General features: G+C 69.9%; 15 protein-coding genes. 9 read left to right on the top strand and 6 right to left on the bottom strand.

Going from position 1 to position 18,079, the window contains the following annotated elements; genetic code table 11:
- The first annotated feature begins 68 nt into the window (after window positions 1-68).
- From sufB to AN216_RS18090, 7 genes are all read left to right on the top strand, one after another.
- Entirely contained in the window at window positions 69-1,490 is a 1,422-nt protein-coding gene (sufB, locus tag AN216_RS18120) for a Fe-S cluster assembly protein SufB (protein WP_070197740.1), read from the top strand.
- A 151-nt stretch (window positions 1,491-1,641) separates the two neighbouring features.
- The gene (gene sufD / locus AN216_RS18115; protein WP_070197739.1) at window positions 1,642-2,820 is read left to right on the top strand and encodes a Fe-S cluster assembly protein SufD; all 1,179 of its coding nucleotides are present in this window, start codon (window positions 1,642-1,644) and stop codon (window positions 2,818-2,820) included.
- The gene (locus AN216_RS18110; protein ID WP_070197738.1) at window positions 2,817-3,158 is read left to right on the top strand and encodes a non-heme iron oxygenase ferredoxin subunit; all 342 of its coding nucleotides are present in this window, start codon (window positions 2,817-2,819) and stop codon (window positions 3,156-3,158) included. Before sufD ends, AN216_RS18110 begins: the two co-directional genes overlap by 4 nt.
- 7 nt (window positions 3,159-3,165) lie before the next feature.
- Entirely contained in the window at window positions 3,166-3,930 is a 765-nt protein-coding gene (sufC, locus tag AN216_RS18105) for a Fe-S cluster assembly ATPase SufC (protein WP_070197737.1), read from the top strand.
- The gene (locus AN216_RS18100) at window positions 3,927-5,195 is read left to right on the top strand and encodes a cysteine desulfurase (protein WP_070197736.1); all 1,269 of its coding nucleotides are present in this window, start codon (window positions 3,927-3,929) and stop codon (window positions 5,193-5,195) included. Before sufC ends, AN216_RS18100 begins: the two co-directional genes overlap by 4 nt.
- 48 nt (window positions 5,196-5,243) lie before the next feature.
- On the top strand, window positions 5,244-5,711 hold the full coding sequence (gene sufU, locus AN216_RS18095) for a Fe-S cluster assembly sulfur transfer protein SufU (RefSeq protein ID WP_070197735.1): 468 nt from the start codon (window positions 5,244-5,246) through the stop codon (window positions 5,709-5,711).
- Window positions 5,708-6,037, top strand: a complete 330-nt coding sequence (locus AN216_RS18090; RefSeq protein ID WP_070197734.1) for a metal-sulfur cluster assembly factor — start codon at window positions 5,708-5,710, stop codon at window positions 6,035-6,037. The genes sufU and AN216_RS18090 overlap by 4 nt, the downstream gene beginning before the upstream one ends.
- A gap of 84 nt (window positions 6,038-6,121) precedes the next feature.
- Here the strand turns inward: AN216_RS18090 and AN216_RS18085 are convergent, their stop codons facing one another.
- Together AN216_RS18085 and AN216_RS18080 are read right to left on the bottom strand one after the other, a co-directional pair.
- Entirely contained in the window at window positions 6,122-8,077 is a 1,956-nt protein-coding gene (locus AN216_RS18085; protein ID WP_070197733.1) for an OmpL47-type beta-barrel domain-containing protein, read from the bottom strand.
- A gap of 29 nt (window positions 8,078-8,106) precedes the next feature.
- The gene (locus tag AN216_RS18080) at window positions 8,107-10,482 is read right to left on the bottom strand and encodes a ThuA domain-containing protein (RefSeq protein ID WP_420855763.1); all 2,376 of its coding nucleotides are present in this window, start codon (window positions 10,480-10,482) and stop codon (window positions 8,107-8,109) included.
- A gap of 238 nt (window positions 10,483-10,720) precedes the next feature.
- Between AN216_RS18080 and AN216_RS18075 the strand changes: the two genes are divergently transcribed.
- Together AN216_RS18075 and AN216_RS18070 are read left to right on the top strand one after the other, a co-directional pair.
- Window positions 10,721-11,671: a multicopper oxidase domain-containing protein gene (locus AN216_RS18075; protein ID WP_070197732.1), complete on the top strand. Its 951-nt coding sequence runs from the start codon at window positions 10,721-10,723 to the stop codon at window positions 11,669-11,671.
- A gap of 183 nt (window positions 11,672-11,854) precedes the next feature.
- Complete coding sequence (locus AN216_RS18070) at window positions 11,855-12,310, top strand: VOC family protein (protein ID WP_070197816.1); 456 nt, start codon at window positions 11,855-11,857, stop codon at window positions 12,308-12,310.
- 139 nt (window positions 12,311-12,449) lie between these two features.
- Here the strand turns inward: AN216_RS18070 and AN216_RS18065 are convergent, their stop codons facing one another.
- From AN216_RS18065 to AN216_RS18050, 4 genes are all read right to left on the bottom strand, one after another.
- Entirely contained in the window at window positions 12,450-14,777 is a 2,328-nt protein-coding gene (locus AN216_RS18065; RefSeq protein WP_070197731.1) for a 2-dehydropantoate 2-reductase, read from the bottom strand.
- A 77-nt stretch (window positions 14,778-14,854) separates the two neighbouring features.
- Entirely contained in the window at window positions 14,855-15,643 is a 789-nt protein-coding gene (locus AN216_RS18060) for an SDR family NAD(P)-dependent oxidoreductase (RefSeq protein WP_070197730.1), read from the bottom strand.
- The gene (locus AN216_RS18055; protein ID WP_070197729.1) at window positions 15,643-16,956 is read right to left on the bottom strand and encodes an MFS transporter; all 1,314 of its coding nucleotides are present in this window, start codon (window positions 16,954-16,956) and stop codon (window positions 15,643-15,645) included. The genes AN216_RS18060 and AN216_RS18055 overlap by 1 nt, the downstream gene beginning before the upstream one ends.
- Before the next feature lie 167 nt (window positions 16,957-17,123).
- On the bottom strand, window positions 17,124-18,050 hold the full coding sequence (locus AN216_RS18050; protein WP_070197815.1) for a polysaccharide deacetylase family protein: 927 nt from the start codon (window positions 18,048-18,050) through the stop codon (window positions 17,124-17,126).
- Between the last annotated feature and the right edge of the window lie 29 nt (window positions 18,051-18,079).

Genomic DNA, 18,079 nt, shown 5'->3' with positions numbered 1-18,079 from the left:
GCCAGTCACACCAGCGACACCAGCGACACCACGACAGCAGCCGCCGAGGCGGCCGGGAGGAACCCCGCATGACGCTCCCCACGGAGACCGCTCACCCCGAGCTCGAAGGTCTGGGCAAGTACGAATACGGCTGGGCCGACTCCGACGCGGCCGGCGCCGCCGCCAAGCGAGGACTGTCCGAGGCCGTCGTCCGGGACATCTCGGAGAAGAAGGAAGAGTCGGACTGGATGCTGAAGTCCCGCCTCAAGGGGCTGAAGCTCTTCTCGAAGAAGCCCATGCCGAACTGGGGCTCCGACCTGAGCGGCATCGACTTCGACAACATCAAGTACTTCGTGCGGTCCACCGAGCAGCAGGCGCAGACCTGGGAGGACCTGCCGGAGGACATCAAGAACACCTACGACAAGCTGGGCATCCCGGAGGCGGAGAAGCAGCGGCTGGTCGCGGGTGTCGCCGCGCAGTACGAGTCCGAGGTCGTCTACCACCAGATCCGGGAGGACCTGGAGGCCCAGGGCGTGCTGTTCCTGGACACCGACACCGCTCTGCGGGAGCACCCGGAGCTCTTCCAGGAGCACTTCGGCACGGTCATCCCTGCCGGCGACAACAAGTTCGCAGCCCTGAACACCGCCGTGTGGTCCGGTGGTTCCTTCATCTACGTCCCGCCGGGCGTGCACGTCGACATCCCGCTGCAGGCGTACTTCCGGATCAACACCGAGAACATGGGCCAGTTCGAGCGGACACTGATCATCGTCGACGAGAACGCCTACGTGCACTACGTCGAGGGCTGCACCGCGCCGATCTACAACTCGGACTCGCTGCACTCCGCCGTCGTGGAGATCATCGTCAAGAAGGGCGGCCGGTGCCGCTACACGACCATCCAGAACTGGTCGAACAACGTCTACAACCTGGTCACCAAGCGCGCCGTGGCGTACGAGGGCGCGACCATGGAGTGGGTGGACGGGAACCTCGGCTCCAAGGTCACCATGAAGTACCCAGCGGTGTACCTCATGGGCGAGCACGCCAAGGGCGAGACCCTGTCGGTGGCGTTCGCCGGGGAGGGCCAGCACCAGGACGCCGGTGCCAAGATGGTGCACATGGCGCCGCGCACGTCCTCCAACATCGTCTCCAAGTCGGTGGCCCGCAGCGGCGGTCGTACGTCCTACCGCGGGCTGATCGAGATCGGTGAGGGGGCCGAGGGCTCCAAGTCGAACGTCCTGTGCGACGCCCTGCTGGTGGACACGATCTCCCGCTCGGACACCTACCCGTACGTCGACGTCCGGGAGGACGACGTGACCATGGGGCACGAGGCGACGGTGTCCAAGGTCAGCGACGACCAGCTGTTCTACCTCATGAGCCGTGGCCTCACGGAGGACGAGGCGATGGCGATGATCGTGCGGGGCTTCGTGGAGCCGATCGCCAAGGAGCTGCCCATGGAGTACGCCCTCGAGCTGAACCGGCTGATCGAGCTGCAGATGGAGGGCGCGGTCGGCTGAGGCCCACTCGACCACGGCGGGCGCCGCTCCAGCCGCGTCCGTCCACCGCGTTCCGCCCGGTCCGCAGACCGCGGTCTGCGGACCGGGCGGAACGCACCACGTATCCGTAGACCAGCGCACAGAGACAGAGAGAGCGAGCTGGACGACAGCCATGGCTGAGGCTCAGAACATCCCGGTCGGTTCGAACACCACCGGATCGATCGCGGTGGCCGCCGAGTCCACCGTCGCCACGAGGATGAGCGCGGAGCCGTCCTTCGACGTGGCGGACTTCCCGGTGCCGCACGGCCGCGAGGAGGAGTGGCGGTTCACGCCGCTCGAGCGGTTGCGCGGTCTGCACGACGGCAGCGCGGAGGCGTCCGGCTCGCTCAAGACGGAGGTGTCCGCTCCGGAGGGCGTCACGGTCGAGACCGTCGGCCGGGACGATCCCCGGATCGGCCGGGCGGGCAAGCCCGTCGACCGGGTGTCGGCGCAGGCGTTCAACTCCTTCGAGAAGGCGGCCGTGGTCACGGTCGCCAAGGAGGCGGTGCTCAGCGAGCCGATCCGGGTGAGCCTGCACGGCGAGGGCGGGGTGTCCTACGGGCACACAGTGTTCGAGGTGGGCGCCTTCGCGGAGGCGGTGCTGGTGCTCGACCACACCGGGGACAACGTCCGGGCGGCCAACGTCGAGTACGTCCTGGGCGACGGCGCCAAGCTGACCGTCGTCTCGGTGCAGGACTGGGACGACACCGCCGTGCACTGCTCCCAGCACAACGCGCTGGTCGGCCGGGACGCCCGCTTCAAGTCCGTGGTGGTCACCTTCGGCGGCGACCTGGTGCGGCTCCAGCCACAGGTCAACTACGCCGGTCCGGGCGGCGAGGCGGAGCTGTACGGCCTCTACTTCACCGACAACGGCCAGCACCAGGAGCACCGGCTGCTGGTCGACCACGACAGCCCCAACTGCCGTAGCAACGTCGCCTACAAGGGCGCGCTGCAGGGTGCGGAGGCACACGCCGTGTGGATCGGCGACGTACTCATCCGCGCGGCGGCCGAGGGCACCGACACCTACGAACTCAACCGCAACCTCGTCCTCACCGACGGCGCCCGGGTCGACTCCGTGCCGAACCTTGAGATCGAGACCGGAGAGATCGTCGGCGCCGGTCACGCCTCCGCGACCGGCCGCTTCGACGACGAGCAGCTGTTCTACCTCATGGCCCGTGGCATCACCGAGCGGGAGGCCCGCCGGCTGGTGGTGCGCGGCTTCTTCGCGGAGCTCGTCCAGCAGATCGGCCTGCCCGACGTGGAGGAGCGGCTGATCGCCAAGATCGAGGCGGAGTTGGAGGCGTCCGTATGAGCGACGACACCGGCTACGTACGCGTCCTCAGCCTCGGCGAGCTGGAGGAGGACACCCCCAAGCGGGTGGAGGTCGGCGAGACGCCGATCTCCCTGGTCCGTACCGAGGGCGAGGTGTACGCGATCCACGACATCTGCTCGCACGCCCATGTCTCGCTCTCCGAGGGCGAGGTGGAGGACTGCCAGATCGAGTGCTGGCTGCACGGCTCCAGCTTCGACCTGCGCACCGGCAAACCCTCGGGCCTGCCCGCGACCCAGCCCGTCCCCGTATACCCCGTCAAGATCGAAGGAGACGGCCCCGACGCGGCTGTGCTCGTCTCCGTCACCCAGGAGTCCTGAGTTCCCCATGGCAACGCTTGAGATCAACGACCTGCACGTATCCGTCGACACCGAGAACGGTCCGAACGAGATCCTGCGTGGCGTCGACCTGACCGTGAAGCAGGGCGAAACGCACGCGATCATGGGGCCGAACGGCTCCGGGAAGTCCACTCTCGCGTACTCGTTGGCCGGCCACCCCAAGTACTCCGTCACCGGTGGCTCGGTGAGGCTGGACGGCGAGGACGTCCTGGAGATGACTCCGGACGAGCGGGCCCGCGCCGGCGTCTTCCTCGCCATGCAGTACCCGGTCGAGGTGCCGGGCGTCTCCGTCTCCAACTTCCTGCGTACGGCCGCCACCGCCATCCGTGGCGAGGCGCCCAAGCTGCGTACCTGGGTCAAGGAGGTCAAGGAGGCCATGGAGCGCCTCAAGATCGACCCGGCCTTCGCGGAGCGCAACGTCAACGAGGGCTTCTCCGGCGGTGAGAAGAAGCGGCACGAGATCCTGCAGCTCGAACTGCTCAAGCCGCGGATCGCGGTGCTCGACGAGACCGACTCCGGCCTGGACGTGGACGCGCTCCGGGTGGTCTCCGAGGGCGTCAACCGGGTGCGGGAGGGTGGCCAGGTCGGCACCATGCTGATCACCCACTACACCCGCATCCTCCGCTACATCCAGCCCGACCACGTCCATGTCTTCGCCCAGGGCCGGATCGCCGAGTCCGGCGGCCCGGAGCTGGCGGACAAGCTGGAGGAGGAGGGCTACGAGTCCTACGTGAAGGGTGGCGCAGCAGCGTGACTTCCGCCCGCCGGGCACCCGCCGGCCAGCTCGACGCCGAGGCGATCCGCAAGGATTTCCCGATCCTCGATCGCACCATCCACGACGACACCCGGTTGGTGTACCTGGACAACGCGGCGACCTCGCAGAAGCCGCGTCAGGTGCTGGACGCGCTCAGTGGCTACTACGAGCGGTCCAACGCGAACGTGCACCGCGGTGTGCACGTCCTCGCCGAGGAAGCCACCGCGTTGTACGAGGGCGCCCGGGACAAGGTCGCGGAGTTCGTCAACGCACCGAGCCGGGACGAGGTGGTGTTCACCAAGAACGCCTCCGAGTCGCTGAACCTGGTCGCCAACATGCTCGGTTGGGCCGAGGAACCGTACCGGGTGGAGCGGGACTCCGAGATCGTCATCACGGAGATGGAGCACCACTCCAACATCGTCCCGTGGCAGCTGCTCGCCGAGCGCACCGGCGCGAAGCTGAAGTGGTTCGGGCTGACCGACGACGGCCGGCTGGACCTGTCCAGGATCGACGAGATCATCACGGAGAAGACGAAGGTCGTCTCCTTCGTGCAGGTCTCCAACATCCTGGGCACCGCCAACCCGGTGGAGCCGATCGTCCGGCGCGCGCAGGATGTCGGCGCGCTGGTCGTCGTCGACGCCTCGCAGGCGGCCCCGCACATGCCGTTGGACGTGCAGGCGCTGCAGGCCGACTTCGTGGCCTTCACCGGGCACAAGATGTGCGGCCCGACGGGTATCGGGGTGTTGTGGGGGCGTAAGGGACTGCTGGACGACCTCCCGCCGTTCCTGGGCGGCGGCGAGATGATCGAGACCGTCTCGATGCACTCGTCGACGTACGCCCCCGCGCCGCACAAGTTCGAGGCGGGCACGCCCCCGATCGCGCAGGCGGTCGGCCTCGGCGCGGCCGTGGACTACCTCTCGGCCATCGGGATGGACGCGATCGCGGCGCACGAGCACGCGATCACGGAGTACGCGGTGCGACGCCTCGCCGAGGTGCCGGATCTGCGCATCATCGGTCCCACCACGGCCGAGGAGCGGGGTGCCACGATCTCGTTCACACTGGGGGACATCCACCCGCACGACGTGGGTCAGGTGCTGGACGAGCAGGGCATCGCGGTGCGGGTGGGACACCACTGCGCCCGTCCCGTCTGCCTGCGGTACGGCATCCCGGCCACCACCCGGGCGTCGTTCTACCTCTACTCCTCCATGGCCGATGTGGACGCCCTGGTGGACGGACTGGAGCATGTGCGGAATTTCTTCGGCTGACCGGGCGCTGCACCGCACGACGACTGCCGGCACGGACAGGACGGATTCGTGAAGCTGGACTCGATGTACCAGGAAGTGATCCTGGACCACTACAAGAACCCGCACGGGCGTGGCCTGCGCGAGGGCGACGCCGAAGTGCACCACGTCAACCCGACCTGCGGCGACGAGATCACGCTGCGCGTGCGGTACGAGGGGCACACGGTGGCCGACGTGTCGTACGAGGGTCAGGGCTGCTCGATCAGCCAGGCGAGCGCGTCCGTACTGAACGAACTGCTGGTCGGTAAGCCGCTCGAGCGGGCGGAGCAGATCCAGGGCACCTTCCTGGAGCTGATGCAGTCCAGGGGGCAACTGGAGCCGGACGACGCGATGGAGGACGTACTGGAGGACGCGGTCGCGTTCGCCGGCGTCTCGAAGTATCCCGCGCGGGTCAAGTGTGCTCTGCTGAGTTGGATGGCATGGAAGGACGCCACCGCCCAGGCGCTGGGCGAGGGCGCGGCGAAGGAGAAGACCGGATGAGCGAGACGACCACCAAGCCGGCGAGCGAGGAAGAGGTCACCGAGGCGCTGTACGACGTGGTGGACCCCGAGCTGGGCATCGACGTCGTCAACCTCGGCCTGATCTACGGCGTGCACGTCGACGACTCCAACGTCGCCACGATCGACATGACGTTGACCTCGGCGGCCTGCCCGCTGACCGACGTCATCGAGGACCAGGCGCGGTCCGCGACCGAGGGCCTGGTGCAGGAGTTGAAGATCAACTGGGTCTGGATGCCGCCGTGGGGTCCGGACAAGATCACCGACGACGGTCGTGAGCAGTTGCGGGCGCTGGGCTTCAACGTCTGACGGTCCCTGTCCCGATCTCGAGCCCGAGGGAGCCGGGGCCGGTCCCGTCCACACGCGACGGGACCGGCCCCGGCTCCGGGTGGTTCAGAGCGGCCGTACGCGGATGTCCCGGTAGGTGATCACGTCCGAGGTGCTGTGGGCCTGGAGCCCGATGTACCCCTCGGCGTGTTGCCGGCCGTCCGTGCCGGGGTCGTCGGAGCGCGGCGGGGAGAAGAGCTGCCCCGGCGCGTTCTCGAACTCGTTGATCAGCCGACCGTTGCGGTAGATGGTGTAGTGCTGGTCGACCACCCGGATCTCGTAGTCGTTCCAGGTGCCCTTCGGCATCACCATCGACTCGCCCCGGGTGACCAGGTCGAAGCCGTAGAGCGAGCCGGTCTTGTACTGGTCACCGCCCTCGGCGTCCATGATCTGTACCTCGTGCCCGTACTTGATGGCCACCCATTCCGGCCGGGACTCCTCCGGATGGTCGCGCACGTCGGGGAAGCGCACGAAGACGCCGCTGTTGGCGTTGCCCTCGCCGGGCGCGTCGTCGCGGAACTGGAGCCGGATCGAGAAGTCCTCGTAGGTCTTCTCCGGGAACCACAGCATCCCCATGCCCTGCTTGACGCCGCTGCTGGTCATCGAGCCGTCACCGTTCAGCCCGAAACCTCCGCCCCCGACGTGCTTCCAGCGGTCGAAGGACTTCTGGCTCCCGTCGAAGATCCTCTCGTAGCCCTGGGTGCCCTTGCGGCCGATGTCGGAGCGCTTGGCGGCGTCCACGACGGCGCGGCGTTCCGCCTCGTCGAGTACGCCGTCCGTGACCAACCCCTCGGTGACCGTACGCACGTGGTCCCGGAACGCCTCGCGCCCGTCCCAGGTCGCCTCGTCCTCGATCAGTTCGTTGACCGTGCAGCCGTCCGGCGCCACGCGGTTGGGGACGCCGGTGTGCTCGTAGCCGACCCGCACCAAGGGGCGGTCGTCCCGCTCGGGGCATTCGGGGTCGGGCTCGCCCTCTTCAGGCACGATGGTGAAGGTGACCGTCGCGGCCTCGGAGGAGTTCCCCGAGTGGTCGGTGGCCCGGTAGGTCACCGTGTGCTCACCCGCCGCGTGGATCATGAACGGTTCGTCGTACGGCGTGAACTCGCCGCCGGCCACGGCGTACTCGATGCTCGCGACCCCGGAACCCGGGTCCGCGGCGTCCAGGGTGACCGTGGCCATGGCGACGTAGTCGCCGTCGGCGTTCCGCTCGCCGTCGACGGTGGCCGAGACCTCCGGCGGCGTGGTGTCGTCCGCGGGTGGCTCGACCACCGTGAAGGACACGGACTTCTCCTCGGAGGTGTTCCCCGCGGTGTCCGTGGCGCGGAACCGCAGGGTGTGCTCTCCCGGGGTGTCGACCGGGACGGGCGCCTGGTACGGGTTCCACGCCCCGTCGTTCAGGGCGTACTCGATGGTGTCCACGCCGGAGGAGTCGTCGCTGGCGGACAGAGCGACGGTGGCGCTGCCGACGTACGCGCCCGTGTCGTCCTGCGACCCGGAGACGTCCGCGCTGACCTGGGGCGGCGTGGTGTCGTTGCCGCCGTCCCCGGTGACCACCAACTCGCCCTGCATCTGACCGTGTCCGGGGATGGTGCAGTAGTAGCGGTACACGCCGGGGGAGAGGTTGACGGTCACCTCGTGGCGACCGCCGTTCGCGTCGTCGGGGTTGGCCAGGATGTTCACGTCCACGTCGGAGTTGTAGTCGGGATTCGAGGTGTCGAAGGTCAGGGTGTGCGGCATGCTCGTGGTGTTGCCGGTGGCCGCGCTGTTCTCGAAGACCAGCGTGGCCTCGCCCGCGACCGCCGTGGTGGGCGCGGAGGCGTACTCCGTGGTGCTGTTGTCGGCGGTCCAGGTGAGCACCTGTTCGGCGGCGGCACCGCCACCGGCGCGTTCGGACGGGCGGTCAGCCGACCGCTGGGCCTGCGCGGTCGGCGCCGTGACCAGCGACAGCGCCGTCAACAGCAGCACCACCAGCCCGATCGGCGCCCGTTTTGAGCGAGGGCTCGACCCTCGACGTCTGTACATCGCGTCCCCTCTTCATCTGGGTGGACCGCTCAGGAGGTACGGTCTCGGATCAGGTCGCCCGGCAGCGGGGTCGGCGCCCCGCCCTCGTAGGTGACGCGCCACAGCGCGGACTTGTCGTCCGCGGTGAAGAAGCCACGCCCGTAGTCCTGGGCGTACAGCGCGCCGTCGGGACCGAACTTCCAGTCCATGAGGTTGCGGATGCCGCCCTCGCCGGCGGGCACGATCTCGTCCAGGCTCTCGGCGTGTACGGGCAGTCCGCCGCTCCCGGCGTTGGCGGGGTCCATCACCAGGGCGTGCCGGGGCTGTTCGCCGTCGTAGAAGTCGCCGACGAGCCATTTGCCGTCCCAGTAGGCCGGCCACTTGGACTCGCTGTTGCTTCGCTCGTCGTACTGGTACACCGGGCCGGTCATGGCCGCCTGGCCGCCGCCCTTGAGCCAGGGCAGGCGCAGCAGTTGCTCGTCCGGCTGATAGCTGGGCAGGCCGTTCTCGTCGCGGGGGTAGTCGGGGCCGCCGCCCTGTGGCGAGTACCAGATGTTGTTGTCCCGGGCCGGTGGGATGTTGACCAGGCCGTCGTTGTGCGGTGACTCGTTCTTGAGCTGGTCGCAGTCGTACCAGTCCAGCGGCTTGCTCGGATCGGGCAGGTTGCGGTCCCGATAGGGCTGCTTGTTCCCCATGCAGTACGGCCACCCCTGGTTGCCCGCCGAGGTGATGACGGCGAAGGTGTCGTACTTCGCGGGGCCCCAGGTGGTGCTGGGTTCGGCGGCGTCCGGGCCGACCCACCCGGCGTAGAGCGTGTCGGTCTGGTCGTCGACGAAGATCCGCGAGGGGTTGCGTACGCCCATCACGTAGATCTCCGGGCGGGTCTTCCCGCCGCCCGCCTCGTCTCCGCTGAAGAGGTTGCCCTCGGGGACGGTGTAGCCGCCGTCGTCCTCCGGGTGGATGCGCAGGATCTTGCCGTTGAGGTTGTTGGTGTTTCCGGCGGTGCGGCGGGCGTCGGCGAAGGACACGCCCTGGAAGTCGGGCTGTGGGTTGTTGCCGGAGTAGCCGTCACTGAACTGGGAGGAGTTGTTGTCCCCGGTGGCGACGTAGAGGTTGCCCTTCGAGTCGAAGTCCATGCCGCCGCCGGCGTGGCAGCAACTGTGGATCTGTACCGGCCAGCTGAGCAGTGTCTGCTCCGAGGACGGGTCGAGCTTGTTGGTCTCCAGGTCGAACTGGAAGCTGGACACCCGCCGTTCGGCCATGTGCGTCTCGCGGTCGATCTCGGAGTGCGGTGTCCAGTGCAGGTAGATCCGACCGTTCTCCAGGAAGTCGGGGTCCAGCGCGATGCCGAGCAGCCCCTCCTCGTTCTTGACCAGCTCGTCGCCGCCGCCCTTGTTGCCGAAGACATCCAGGGTGCCCGCCTTGGTGACCTTCTCGGTGCGCGGGTCCCATACGTGCAGGGTGCCCTGGCCCAGTCCGACCTGCGGGTCGTCCCAGTCGGTGACGACCGGGGCGTCCGGCATGCCACCGCCGCGGCCGATGGAGAACACCCGTCCGTCCTCGGCGATGTCCAACCCGTGTGGCTCGCCGATCTGGTCCAACTCGTCCGGCTGGTTGGGCTGGGTGAGTCGGGTGGCCTCGTAGTTGTCGGTGATCGTGGCCTGGCAGTCGGCGCGGGCGAGGCGGCTCGTCCACTGCAGGGCGCCGCTCAGGTGTTTGCGGAAGTTCGCCCCGTCGAAGCCCGCGGCCGTACCGCCCATGCCGGTGTAGAAGGAACGGCCGCCCTCGTAGTCGTGGCACCAGGAGACCGGGTGGTCCCAGCCCATGGCGTCCTGCCCGGGCTCGTACGACCGCTCGCGCACCCGGGCGACGGTGTGCACCTGACCGCTCGGGTTCTGTTTCCAGTTGAGCCAGACGTCCCCGCGAGCCCACTCCAACGGCAGCCCGTCGGTCGCCGGGTGGACGCGATCGCCCACCTCGACCACGGCCCGTTGCGGATCCGTGGGCGAGTCGTCCGCGGGTCGGGCGCCGAGGAGGCCGGTGAACCAGTCGGAGTCTGGCTCGGCGCGTGCCGCGTCGTGCAGTCCGAGGAAGCCGCCGCCGGAGCGTACGTACTCGCGGAAGGCCGACTCCTGGTCCTCGTTCAGCAGGTCGCCGGTCGTGGCGAGGAAGACCACGGCGTTGTACTTGCTGAGGTTGCCGGAGGTGAAGGCCCCCGGGTTGGAACTCACCCTCGTGCGGAAGCTCTTGTCCGCCGGCGCCTTCTCGCCGATCTCCCGGATGGCCCGTACGCCGGCCTCCGTCCGCTCCTCGGGTGCGTCACGGCTGTGGAAGACCAGCACCCGGACGTCGGCTCCACCGGGCAGCTCGCTGGTGTCCGTCCGGCCGTTCGAGGCGTCCGGCCCGGCCGCGGCGGGTGTGCCCATCAGCAGCGAAAGGGTCAGCGTCGCGGCCATGGCCAGGACGTGTCTACGGCGTCGCATGGTTGTACACCTCTCGTAGGTGACAGCAACGCTCTAGGAAGCTAAACGACTTTCGCCGGTTCGCCAATGGCTATGTCCAGATAAGGCACAACTTTGTCCTGAGGGTGGGCAAACTCTGCTCGAGTTCCTAGCATGATGTGCCGTCAGCGTCGTGGAACCAGGACTGAGGAAGGCACCCAACATGTCCCGATCACGCTTCTCCCGCCGCGCCTTCGCCGGCGGAGCCGCCGCTGCCGCCCTGACTCCGACCGCCCTCGGTACGGCGGCCACCGCCCAGCCTCGCCGGGCACCGTCCGCTCCCTCCAAGGAGCCGCGCCTGCTCACCCTCTACATGGAGGCGCTGTCCGACGGCCAGATGGGATACGGCCTCGAGCCGGGCAAGGCCACCATCCCGGGCCCGCTGCTGGAGATGTACGAGGGGGAGACCCTGCACATCGAGGTGGTGAACATGCTCGACGTCGCGGCGAGCCTGCACGTCCACGGCGTCGACTACGAGATCGACAGTGACGGCACTCCCATGACCGACAGCGCCGTCGAACCCGGCAAGACCCGGCTCTACACCTGGAAGGCACACGGGCCTGGGCGGCGCGACGACGGCACCGTGCGCGCCGGCAGCGCGGGCTACTGGCACTACCACGACCACGCGGTCGGCACGTCCCACGGCACCGGCGGCATCCGTAACGGCCTCTACGGCGGGCTGGTCGTACGCCGCGAGGGAGATCCGCTGCCGGACCGGCAGTTCACCATCGTGTTCAACGACATGACGGTCAACAACCGGACAGGCAGGCCGGGTGACGAGGCGCCCGACTTCGACGCGCGGATCGGTGACCGCTGTGAGGTTGTCATGATCACGCACGGCGAGTACTACCACACCTTCCACATGCACGGTCACCGCTGGGCTGACAACCGCACCGGTATGCTCGCGGACCCGGACGAGACCACCGCCATCATCGACAACAAGATCTGCGGCCCCGGCGACTCCTTCGGCTTCCAGGTGCTCGCCGGCGAACTCGTGGGCCCGGGCCGGTGGATGTACCACTGCCACGTGCAGAGCCACGCGGACCAGGGCATGGGCGGGCTGCTCAAGGTCGCTGACAAGGAGGGCAACCTGCCGGGTGACGGCGGCCATTGACCGGCCGTGGGGCGCTGCCGGTAGCGAATGCCCGCGCCTGCCCTCGCGACCTGGGCCACGCCACGGGACACGCCGCTCGTACCGGCGACTCGGCATTGCGGCACGGTACGGGCCGCGGGGCTTCGTAACGTGTCCTGCCAGCAGCGCGGAGCGGACGGCTCCGGCACGGCGGAGGGATTCGACATGTTGCGCGGAATGGCGACCGTCAGCTTCTGGGCGGACGACGTGACCGAGGCGGCCCAGTGGTACGCCCAACTGCTTGGCGTCGAGCCGTACTTCCAGCGACACGGGCCGGACGGGGTGCTGGCGTACGCGGAGTTCCGGATCGGTGACTTCCAGGCTGAGCTGGGGTTGATCGACCGCCGGTACGCCCCGACCGCAGCCACCGAGGGGCCCGGGGGCGCCGTACTGTTCTGGCAGGTGGACGACGTACGGGCCGCCTACGAGCAGCTGCTGGAACGCGGAGCCACCGGCTACGAGGCGGTGACCGAGCGGGAGGCCGGCTTCGTGACGGCCTCGGTGGTCGACCCGTTCGGGAACGTGCTCGGGGTGATGCACAACCCGCACTACCTGGACGTACTGGACCGTATCCCGCACTTCGAGCTACCCGAGGTACGGCAGGACGTCACGCCCGGCTGAGGACGGGACGGCCGAGGCGGTGGGACGTACCAGGCCGGGGACACCCCCGCGGCCCCCGATCCGTATCTCCGACGGCCCGCGGCCGCGGGCCGTCGCCCGTCGCCCGTCGCCCGTCGCCCGGCCGTTCGCGGCCCGCGGCTCAGCCGATCGCGAGGGCCGCCAGCACGCCCGCGGCCAGCGCCGACCGTTCGGTCATGCCGCTCACCGTCGCGTGTTCCGAGCGCGCGTGCGCCCCGGCTCCCACGGCTCCGATGCCGTCCAGCACGGGTGTGCCGGCCGCGAGCACGAAGTTGCCGTCACTCGCGCCGCCCACGGCGGCCTCCCGCAGATCCAGTCCGAGCGGCGCGGCGCAGGCCCGGGCCAGCTGGTACATGCGCGCGACGTCCCTCGTACGCTCGAAGACCGGCCGGTTCCAGCCGCCCGACACGCCGAGTGACGTACGCTCGTCCACTGGTGTCAGCTCGTCCAACGCCGCGTCGACCCGCTTCTGTTCGGCCCTCGATGCGACCCGTACGTCCAGTTCCGCCACCGCCCGGCCGGCCGTGACGTTGCTTCGGGTGCCCCCGTGCACCACGCCCACGTTCACCGAGGTGCCGGCCGCCGGATCGTCCAACGCGCGCAACCGCAGGACCTGTTGGGCCAGTTCGTCGACCGCGCTCGCCCCGGCCTCCGGGTCCAGTCCGGCGTGCGCCTCGGTGCCGGTGACGACGAGGGTGAACAGCCCCACCCCCTTCCTGGTCGTCTTCACCGCGCCCTCGGCGCTCGCCTCGAACACCAGTGCCGCGCGGGACGTACGCGCCTCGGCCAGGATGGTCTCGCTGGAGGCGTGGCTGCCCGTCTCCTCGTCCCCGTTCAGCAGCAGCGTGCACGGCGGGCGGGGCAGCCGCAGCGCGTCCAGGGCGCGTAGCGCCCAGACCGCCTGCACGAGGCCCGCCTTCATGTCGAACACCCCCGGGCCACTGACCCGGTCGCCCTCCCGCCGGAACGGCCAGTCCAGCAGGGTCCCGGTGGGCCACACCGTGTCGTAGTGGCAGAGCAGCAACACCGGTTGTTCCGCCGTGTCCGCCCCGCCGGCCGTGTCCGCCCCGCCGGCCGTGTCCGCCCCACCGGCCCTGCCAGCTCCGTCCCGCGAGCTGTGGCCTCCGGTACGCGCGTCCCGCACACCGGGGTATCGCTGGACTAGGATGTCCCGGCCGCCCTCCCGGCGCAGCAGCTCCTCCTTCTCCGGCGGACCGAGCGAGGCGCCAAGCCAGTCACGCAGCCAGCTCAGACAACTCCGCAGCGCCTCGGGATCCTCGCTGGAGCTGCCCCGTTCGGTGTAGGCGGCGAGATCCGCGACCATCTCCTCGTGACGATCCCGGAGCCAGTCCTGCACGGCACCTGCCTGCTCGTCGGTGAGCGCGGGCACACCGGGAAGCTCGCGTACGTCGCCGCTGGCGATCCGGTCCAGGTCGGCGAGGCGCTCCTCGGACATGCCTCCCGGATCGTCCTCGAGTTCCCGCAGCGCGGTGACGACCCGGCGTAGCACCGGGGTGTCCAGACCGGCCCGGTCGGCCGTCTCGAACACGGAGGCGTAGTGCGTGGTCACCTCCACCGGACGGCGCCGCACGGCCAGGTCGCGCCAGATGCCGCTGCGGTTCTTGGGCTGGCCGCGCAGCCAGGCCGTGAGCCGGTCGCAGGCGGCGTCGCGTACGGCCGGGTCGGCCTCCCGGGTGAAGGCGTGCGCCTCGAAGGCGTCGAAGGGCTCGAGGCGGGTGCCGGTGGTGGCGGCGACGTCGAACACCTCGGCCGCCAGCGCGTACATGGCGGGCCGGTGCCGGTCGATCAGGTCGGCCATGGTGTCGTCGGCCAGCGCGGTCGCCGCGAGCATCGCGCCGAACCCGGCCTTCGCCCACAGGTACCCCTCGACGTTGTCGCTGGCCTGTGCCGGTCCCCACGCGCGCAGGTCCGTGACCAGGTCGCGTACCCGCGCGCCGATCACCCCGCCGCCCGGCTGGCCGACGACGAGCGCGCCGTGGCCGCCGTCGCGGATGACGCCGGGCTCGATCACGTCGGCGAATATGTTGACGAACGCCGCGAGGGTACGGTCGCCGCCCACGCGCTCGGCGATCAACGGCTCGTTGAAGCCGTTCTGCACCGAGACGACGTAACCGTCCGGCACCAGTCGGGGCGCCAGCCAGTCCAGGGCCCGCTCGGTGGCCTGCGCCTTGACGGCCAGCAGCACACGCCGCAGCGGTCCGGTGCACTCCTCGGGAGTGGTCGCCTTGAGCGTGATCCGCTCCCGGACGCCGTCCTTCTCACGGACGAGTCCGTGCGTCCGGATCGCCTCGACGTGTTCCCGGTCGGTGTCCACCACGGTGACCGGATGGCCGGCGCTGGCCAGGGCGTACGCGAGGGTGCCGCCGATGGCTCCGGCGCCGACGACGGTGTAGGGACGGGTGTGGGGGTCCGTTGACAGGTGAGTCATGCTTTCCGTGTCCTTGTGCTGTCGCTCGTCCCGGGATCACCGGGCGGGGTCACTGAGGTCCGGGGGCGTCCGTATCGCTACGAGGCCGGATGGATACGCGGCAGCCCCAGCGTGCCCGCCGACGATCCGCCGTCCACCCGGAGGATCTCCCCGGTCACCCAGCCGGCCTCCGGGCCGGCGAGCCAGCGGACCGCCGCCGCGATGTCCCCCGGGGTGCCGGAGCGGCCGAGCGGATTCGGCGAGACGGCCGCCGCGTACTCGGCGGACACCGGGTTGCAGTCGCTGTCCACCGGTACGAAGCCGGGGCTGACCGCGTTCACCCGGATTCCGTGCGCCCCCAGTTCCAGCGCGGCGGCCCGGGTCGCCATCTCCAGCGCGGCCTTGGAGCTGGCGTACGGCCCTCCGCCGTAGCGGGAACGCAGCGCCGCGCCGGAGGAGATGTTCACCACGGACGCCTGACGGCCGGCCCGGATGGCCCGCCGCGCCAGCTCGGCCGTGGCGAGCGCGGGGGCTCGGGTGTTGAGCGCGAAGACCGCGTCCCAGACCCGCGCGTCGAGGTCCGCCATGTCGTGTGAGGGGTACACGCCGGCCGCGTTGACCAGGACGTCCACCGGTCCGGCGCGCTCCCAGCAGGAGCGCACGCACTCCTCGGGCGCGGTGGGCTTTGTCAGGTCGGTGCGCAGGGTGCTGACGGTGGGCTGCCGGGACCGGGGCTGTTCGGTCAGCTCGATCAACCCGTCGGCCAGGTCGGTCAGTTTGGCGCCGTCGATGTCCGCGAGGCTGAGGCGGTCCCCGGGCCGGGCGAAAGCCTCGGCCACCGCCCGGCCGATGCCGCTCGCGGCGCCGGTGACGAGGATGTGGGACATCAGCGGAACTCCTTGTCCTTCGTCTCGGGCATGGTGACGTAGACGACGAAGGAGATCAGCGCAGAGGCCGCGACGTACAGCCACAGCAGGTCGGCGTGCCCGGAGTCGTCCAGCCAGGTGGTGACGTACGGCGCGGTGCCGCCGAAGGCGGCGACGGCGAGGGCGTACGGGAGGGCGATGCCCGTGGCGCGTACCTCGGGCGGGAACTGTTCCGCCATGATCACGGCGCAGTTCGCCGAATAGCCGAGGATGAGCAGCATGCCGACCAGTTGCACCAGGAAGACGCTCAGGAAGCTGTCGCCGAGCAGTTGGAGCAGCGGCCAGGCGAGGACGACGAAGCCGCCCGCGAAGGTGGCCATGGTGGGCTTGCGGCCGATCCGGTCGGAGAGCAGCCCGACGAAGGGGAGCGCGATGATGAAGACGATCAGGCACAGCGTCTGGGACAACAGCGCCCGCTCCAGCGGGATGCCGGTGGTGATGTTGGCGTACGTGGGAAGGTAGTTGACCCAGATGTAGTAGGTGAGGGTCCCAGCGATCGTGATGCCGGCGACCCGCAGCGCGGCGACCGGGTGCTCGACGAACATCGCCTTGAGCGGGTTGCTCTTCGCCCGTCCGCTGCCGCGTGCCTCCGTGAAGGACTGACTGTCCTCGACGGACACCCGCAGCCACAGCCCGACCAGGCCCAGCAGGCCGCCCACCAGGAACGCGGCCCGCCAGCCCCAGGAGTGCAGCGCGTCCTCACTGAGCAGGTTGGTGCACAGCGTGCCCAGCAGCGAGGCGATCAGCACGCCGCCGGCCACCGAGACCTGCTGCCAGGACCCGGCGAAGCCCCGCCGGCCCGTAGCGGCCGACTCCACCAGGAAGGCCGAGGAGGAACCGAACTCGCCGCCCGCCGAGAAGCCCTGAACGAGCCGGGCGAGCAGCAGGATCACGGGAGCGGCCAGGCCGATGGACTCGTAGCTCGGGGTGAGGGCGATGACGAAGCCGGCTCCGGCCATCAGCCCGATGGTGAGCGTCAGTCCCTTCTTCCGGCCGTGCCGATCCGCGAAGGCACCGAGGTACGCCGCGCCAACCGGCCGCATGACGAAGCCGACGGCGAACACCGCGAGGGTGGACAGCAGCGCGACGGCCCCGTCGGTCTTGGGGAAGAACACCTCCGCGATGATCTTCGCGAAGATCCCGTAGAGCGCCCAGTCGACCCACTCGACGGTGTTGCCGATGGTGCCCGCCACGATGGCTTTCCGCTGGGTGGGCGACAGCCGGTGGGTGGGTGCGGTCGTGCTGGTCGTGGTGCTCGGGGAGTCCGTGCTCATGGGGACGGTCTCGCTTTCATGGACAGTGGTGTCGGCGGGGAGCGGCGGCGGCCGGGGAGGGGAGCGGCAGGAGGGGAGCGCGACCGAGGGCCGGTGCCACCCGGAGGCCGGTGAGGCAACGGGCCCGGAACGCCGGGCCGGGCGTGAGGGGGCACGCCCGGCCCGGGCTAGCGGGAGGCGCCCGTGGCCGGGGGCGGCGGCTCGGCGTGCGCCAGGCCGTACTCGGCGATCTGCTGGTGGGTGGCGCACCAGACGTCCGGATGCGTCGCGATGTGGGCGAGCAACTCCCGCAGGATCACCAGCCGGGAGCGGTGCCCGATGATGTGCGGATGCAGGGTGAGCTGGAAGAGGCCGCCCTCGGCGTACGCCGCGTCGAACTCCGCGCGCCAGATCTCCAGCACCTCCCGGGGCGGGGTGTACGGGCGCAGCGAGGCGTAACGTTCCATCATGAAGTACGGCGCGTCGTCCCGAATCCACTCCACCGGGATCTCGACCACTCCGGTGGGTTCGCCGTCCTCCAGCAGCTCGTACGGATCGTCGTCCGCCATCAGCGAGGAGTCGTACAGCAGGCCCATCTCCCGGGTGATCGACAGGGTGTTGTCGGAGAAGTCCCAGGAGGGCGTCCGGATGCCGACCGGACGCACGCCCGTCACCTGCTCGAGCGTGTCGGCGCTGCGCAGTTGCAGTTCGCGCTCGGTCGCCTCGGGCAGCAGCGCGTTGCGCTCGTGAATCCAGCCGTGGATTCCCACCTCGTGACCGGCCTCGACATACGCCCGCGCCTCCCAGGGGCGGAGCAGCGCGCACACCGCGGGCATGTAGAAGCTGGCCGGCACGGCGTGCTGGCGCAGGATGTCGAGGATCTTGGGGACGGCGACGCGGGCGCCGTACTCGCCCTGGGCGAGCTTGCCCGGTCGGGTCTCGCCGTCCCGCAGCGCGGGGGTCTCGTGGTCGGAGTCGAACGAGACCGCCACGGCACAGCGTGCCCCTCCGGGCCACTGCCGCGGCAGAAGGCCACGTCCGGCGCGGACCCGGTGAACATGCCGCCGCCAGGTAGGCTCGGTCCACTCCCAGGGTTCCGCTGGGGAGTCGGTCATCGGGATCTCGTCCTTCCTGGAGTCGTCAT

This window comes from Streptomyces oceani (genome assembly GCF_001751245.1).
GTDB classification, from domain to species: Bacteria; Actinomycetota; Actinomycetes; order Streptomycetales; family Streptomycetaceae; genus Streptomyces; species Streptomyces oceani.
Note: the sequence above shows the minus strand (reverse complement) of the source record. Positions and strands in the feature narration are given on the sequence as shown.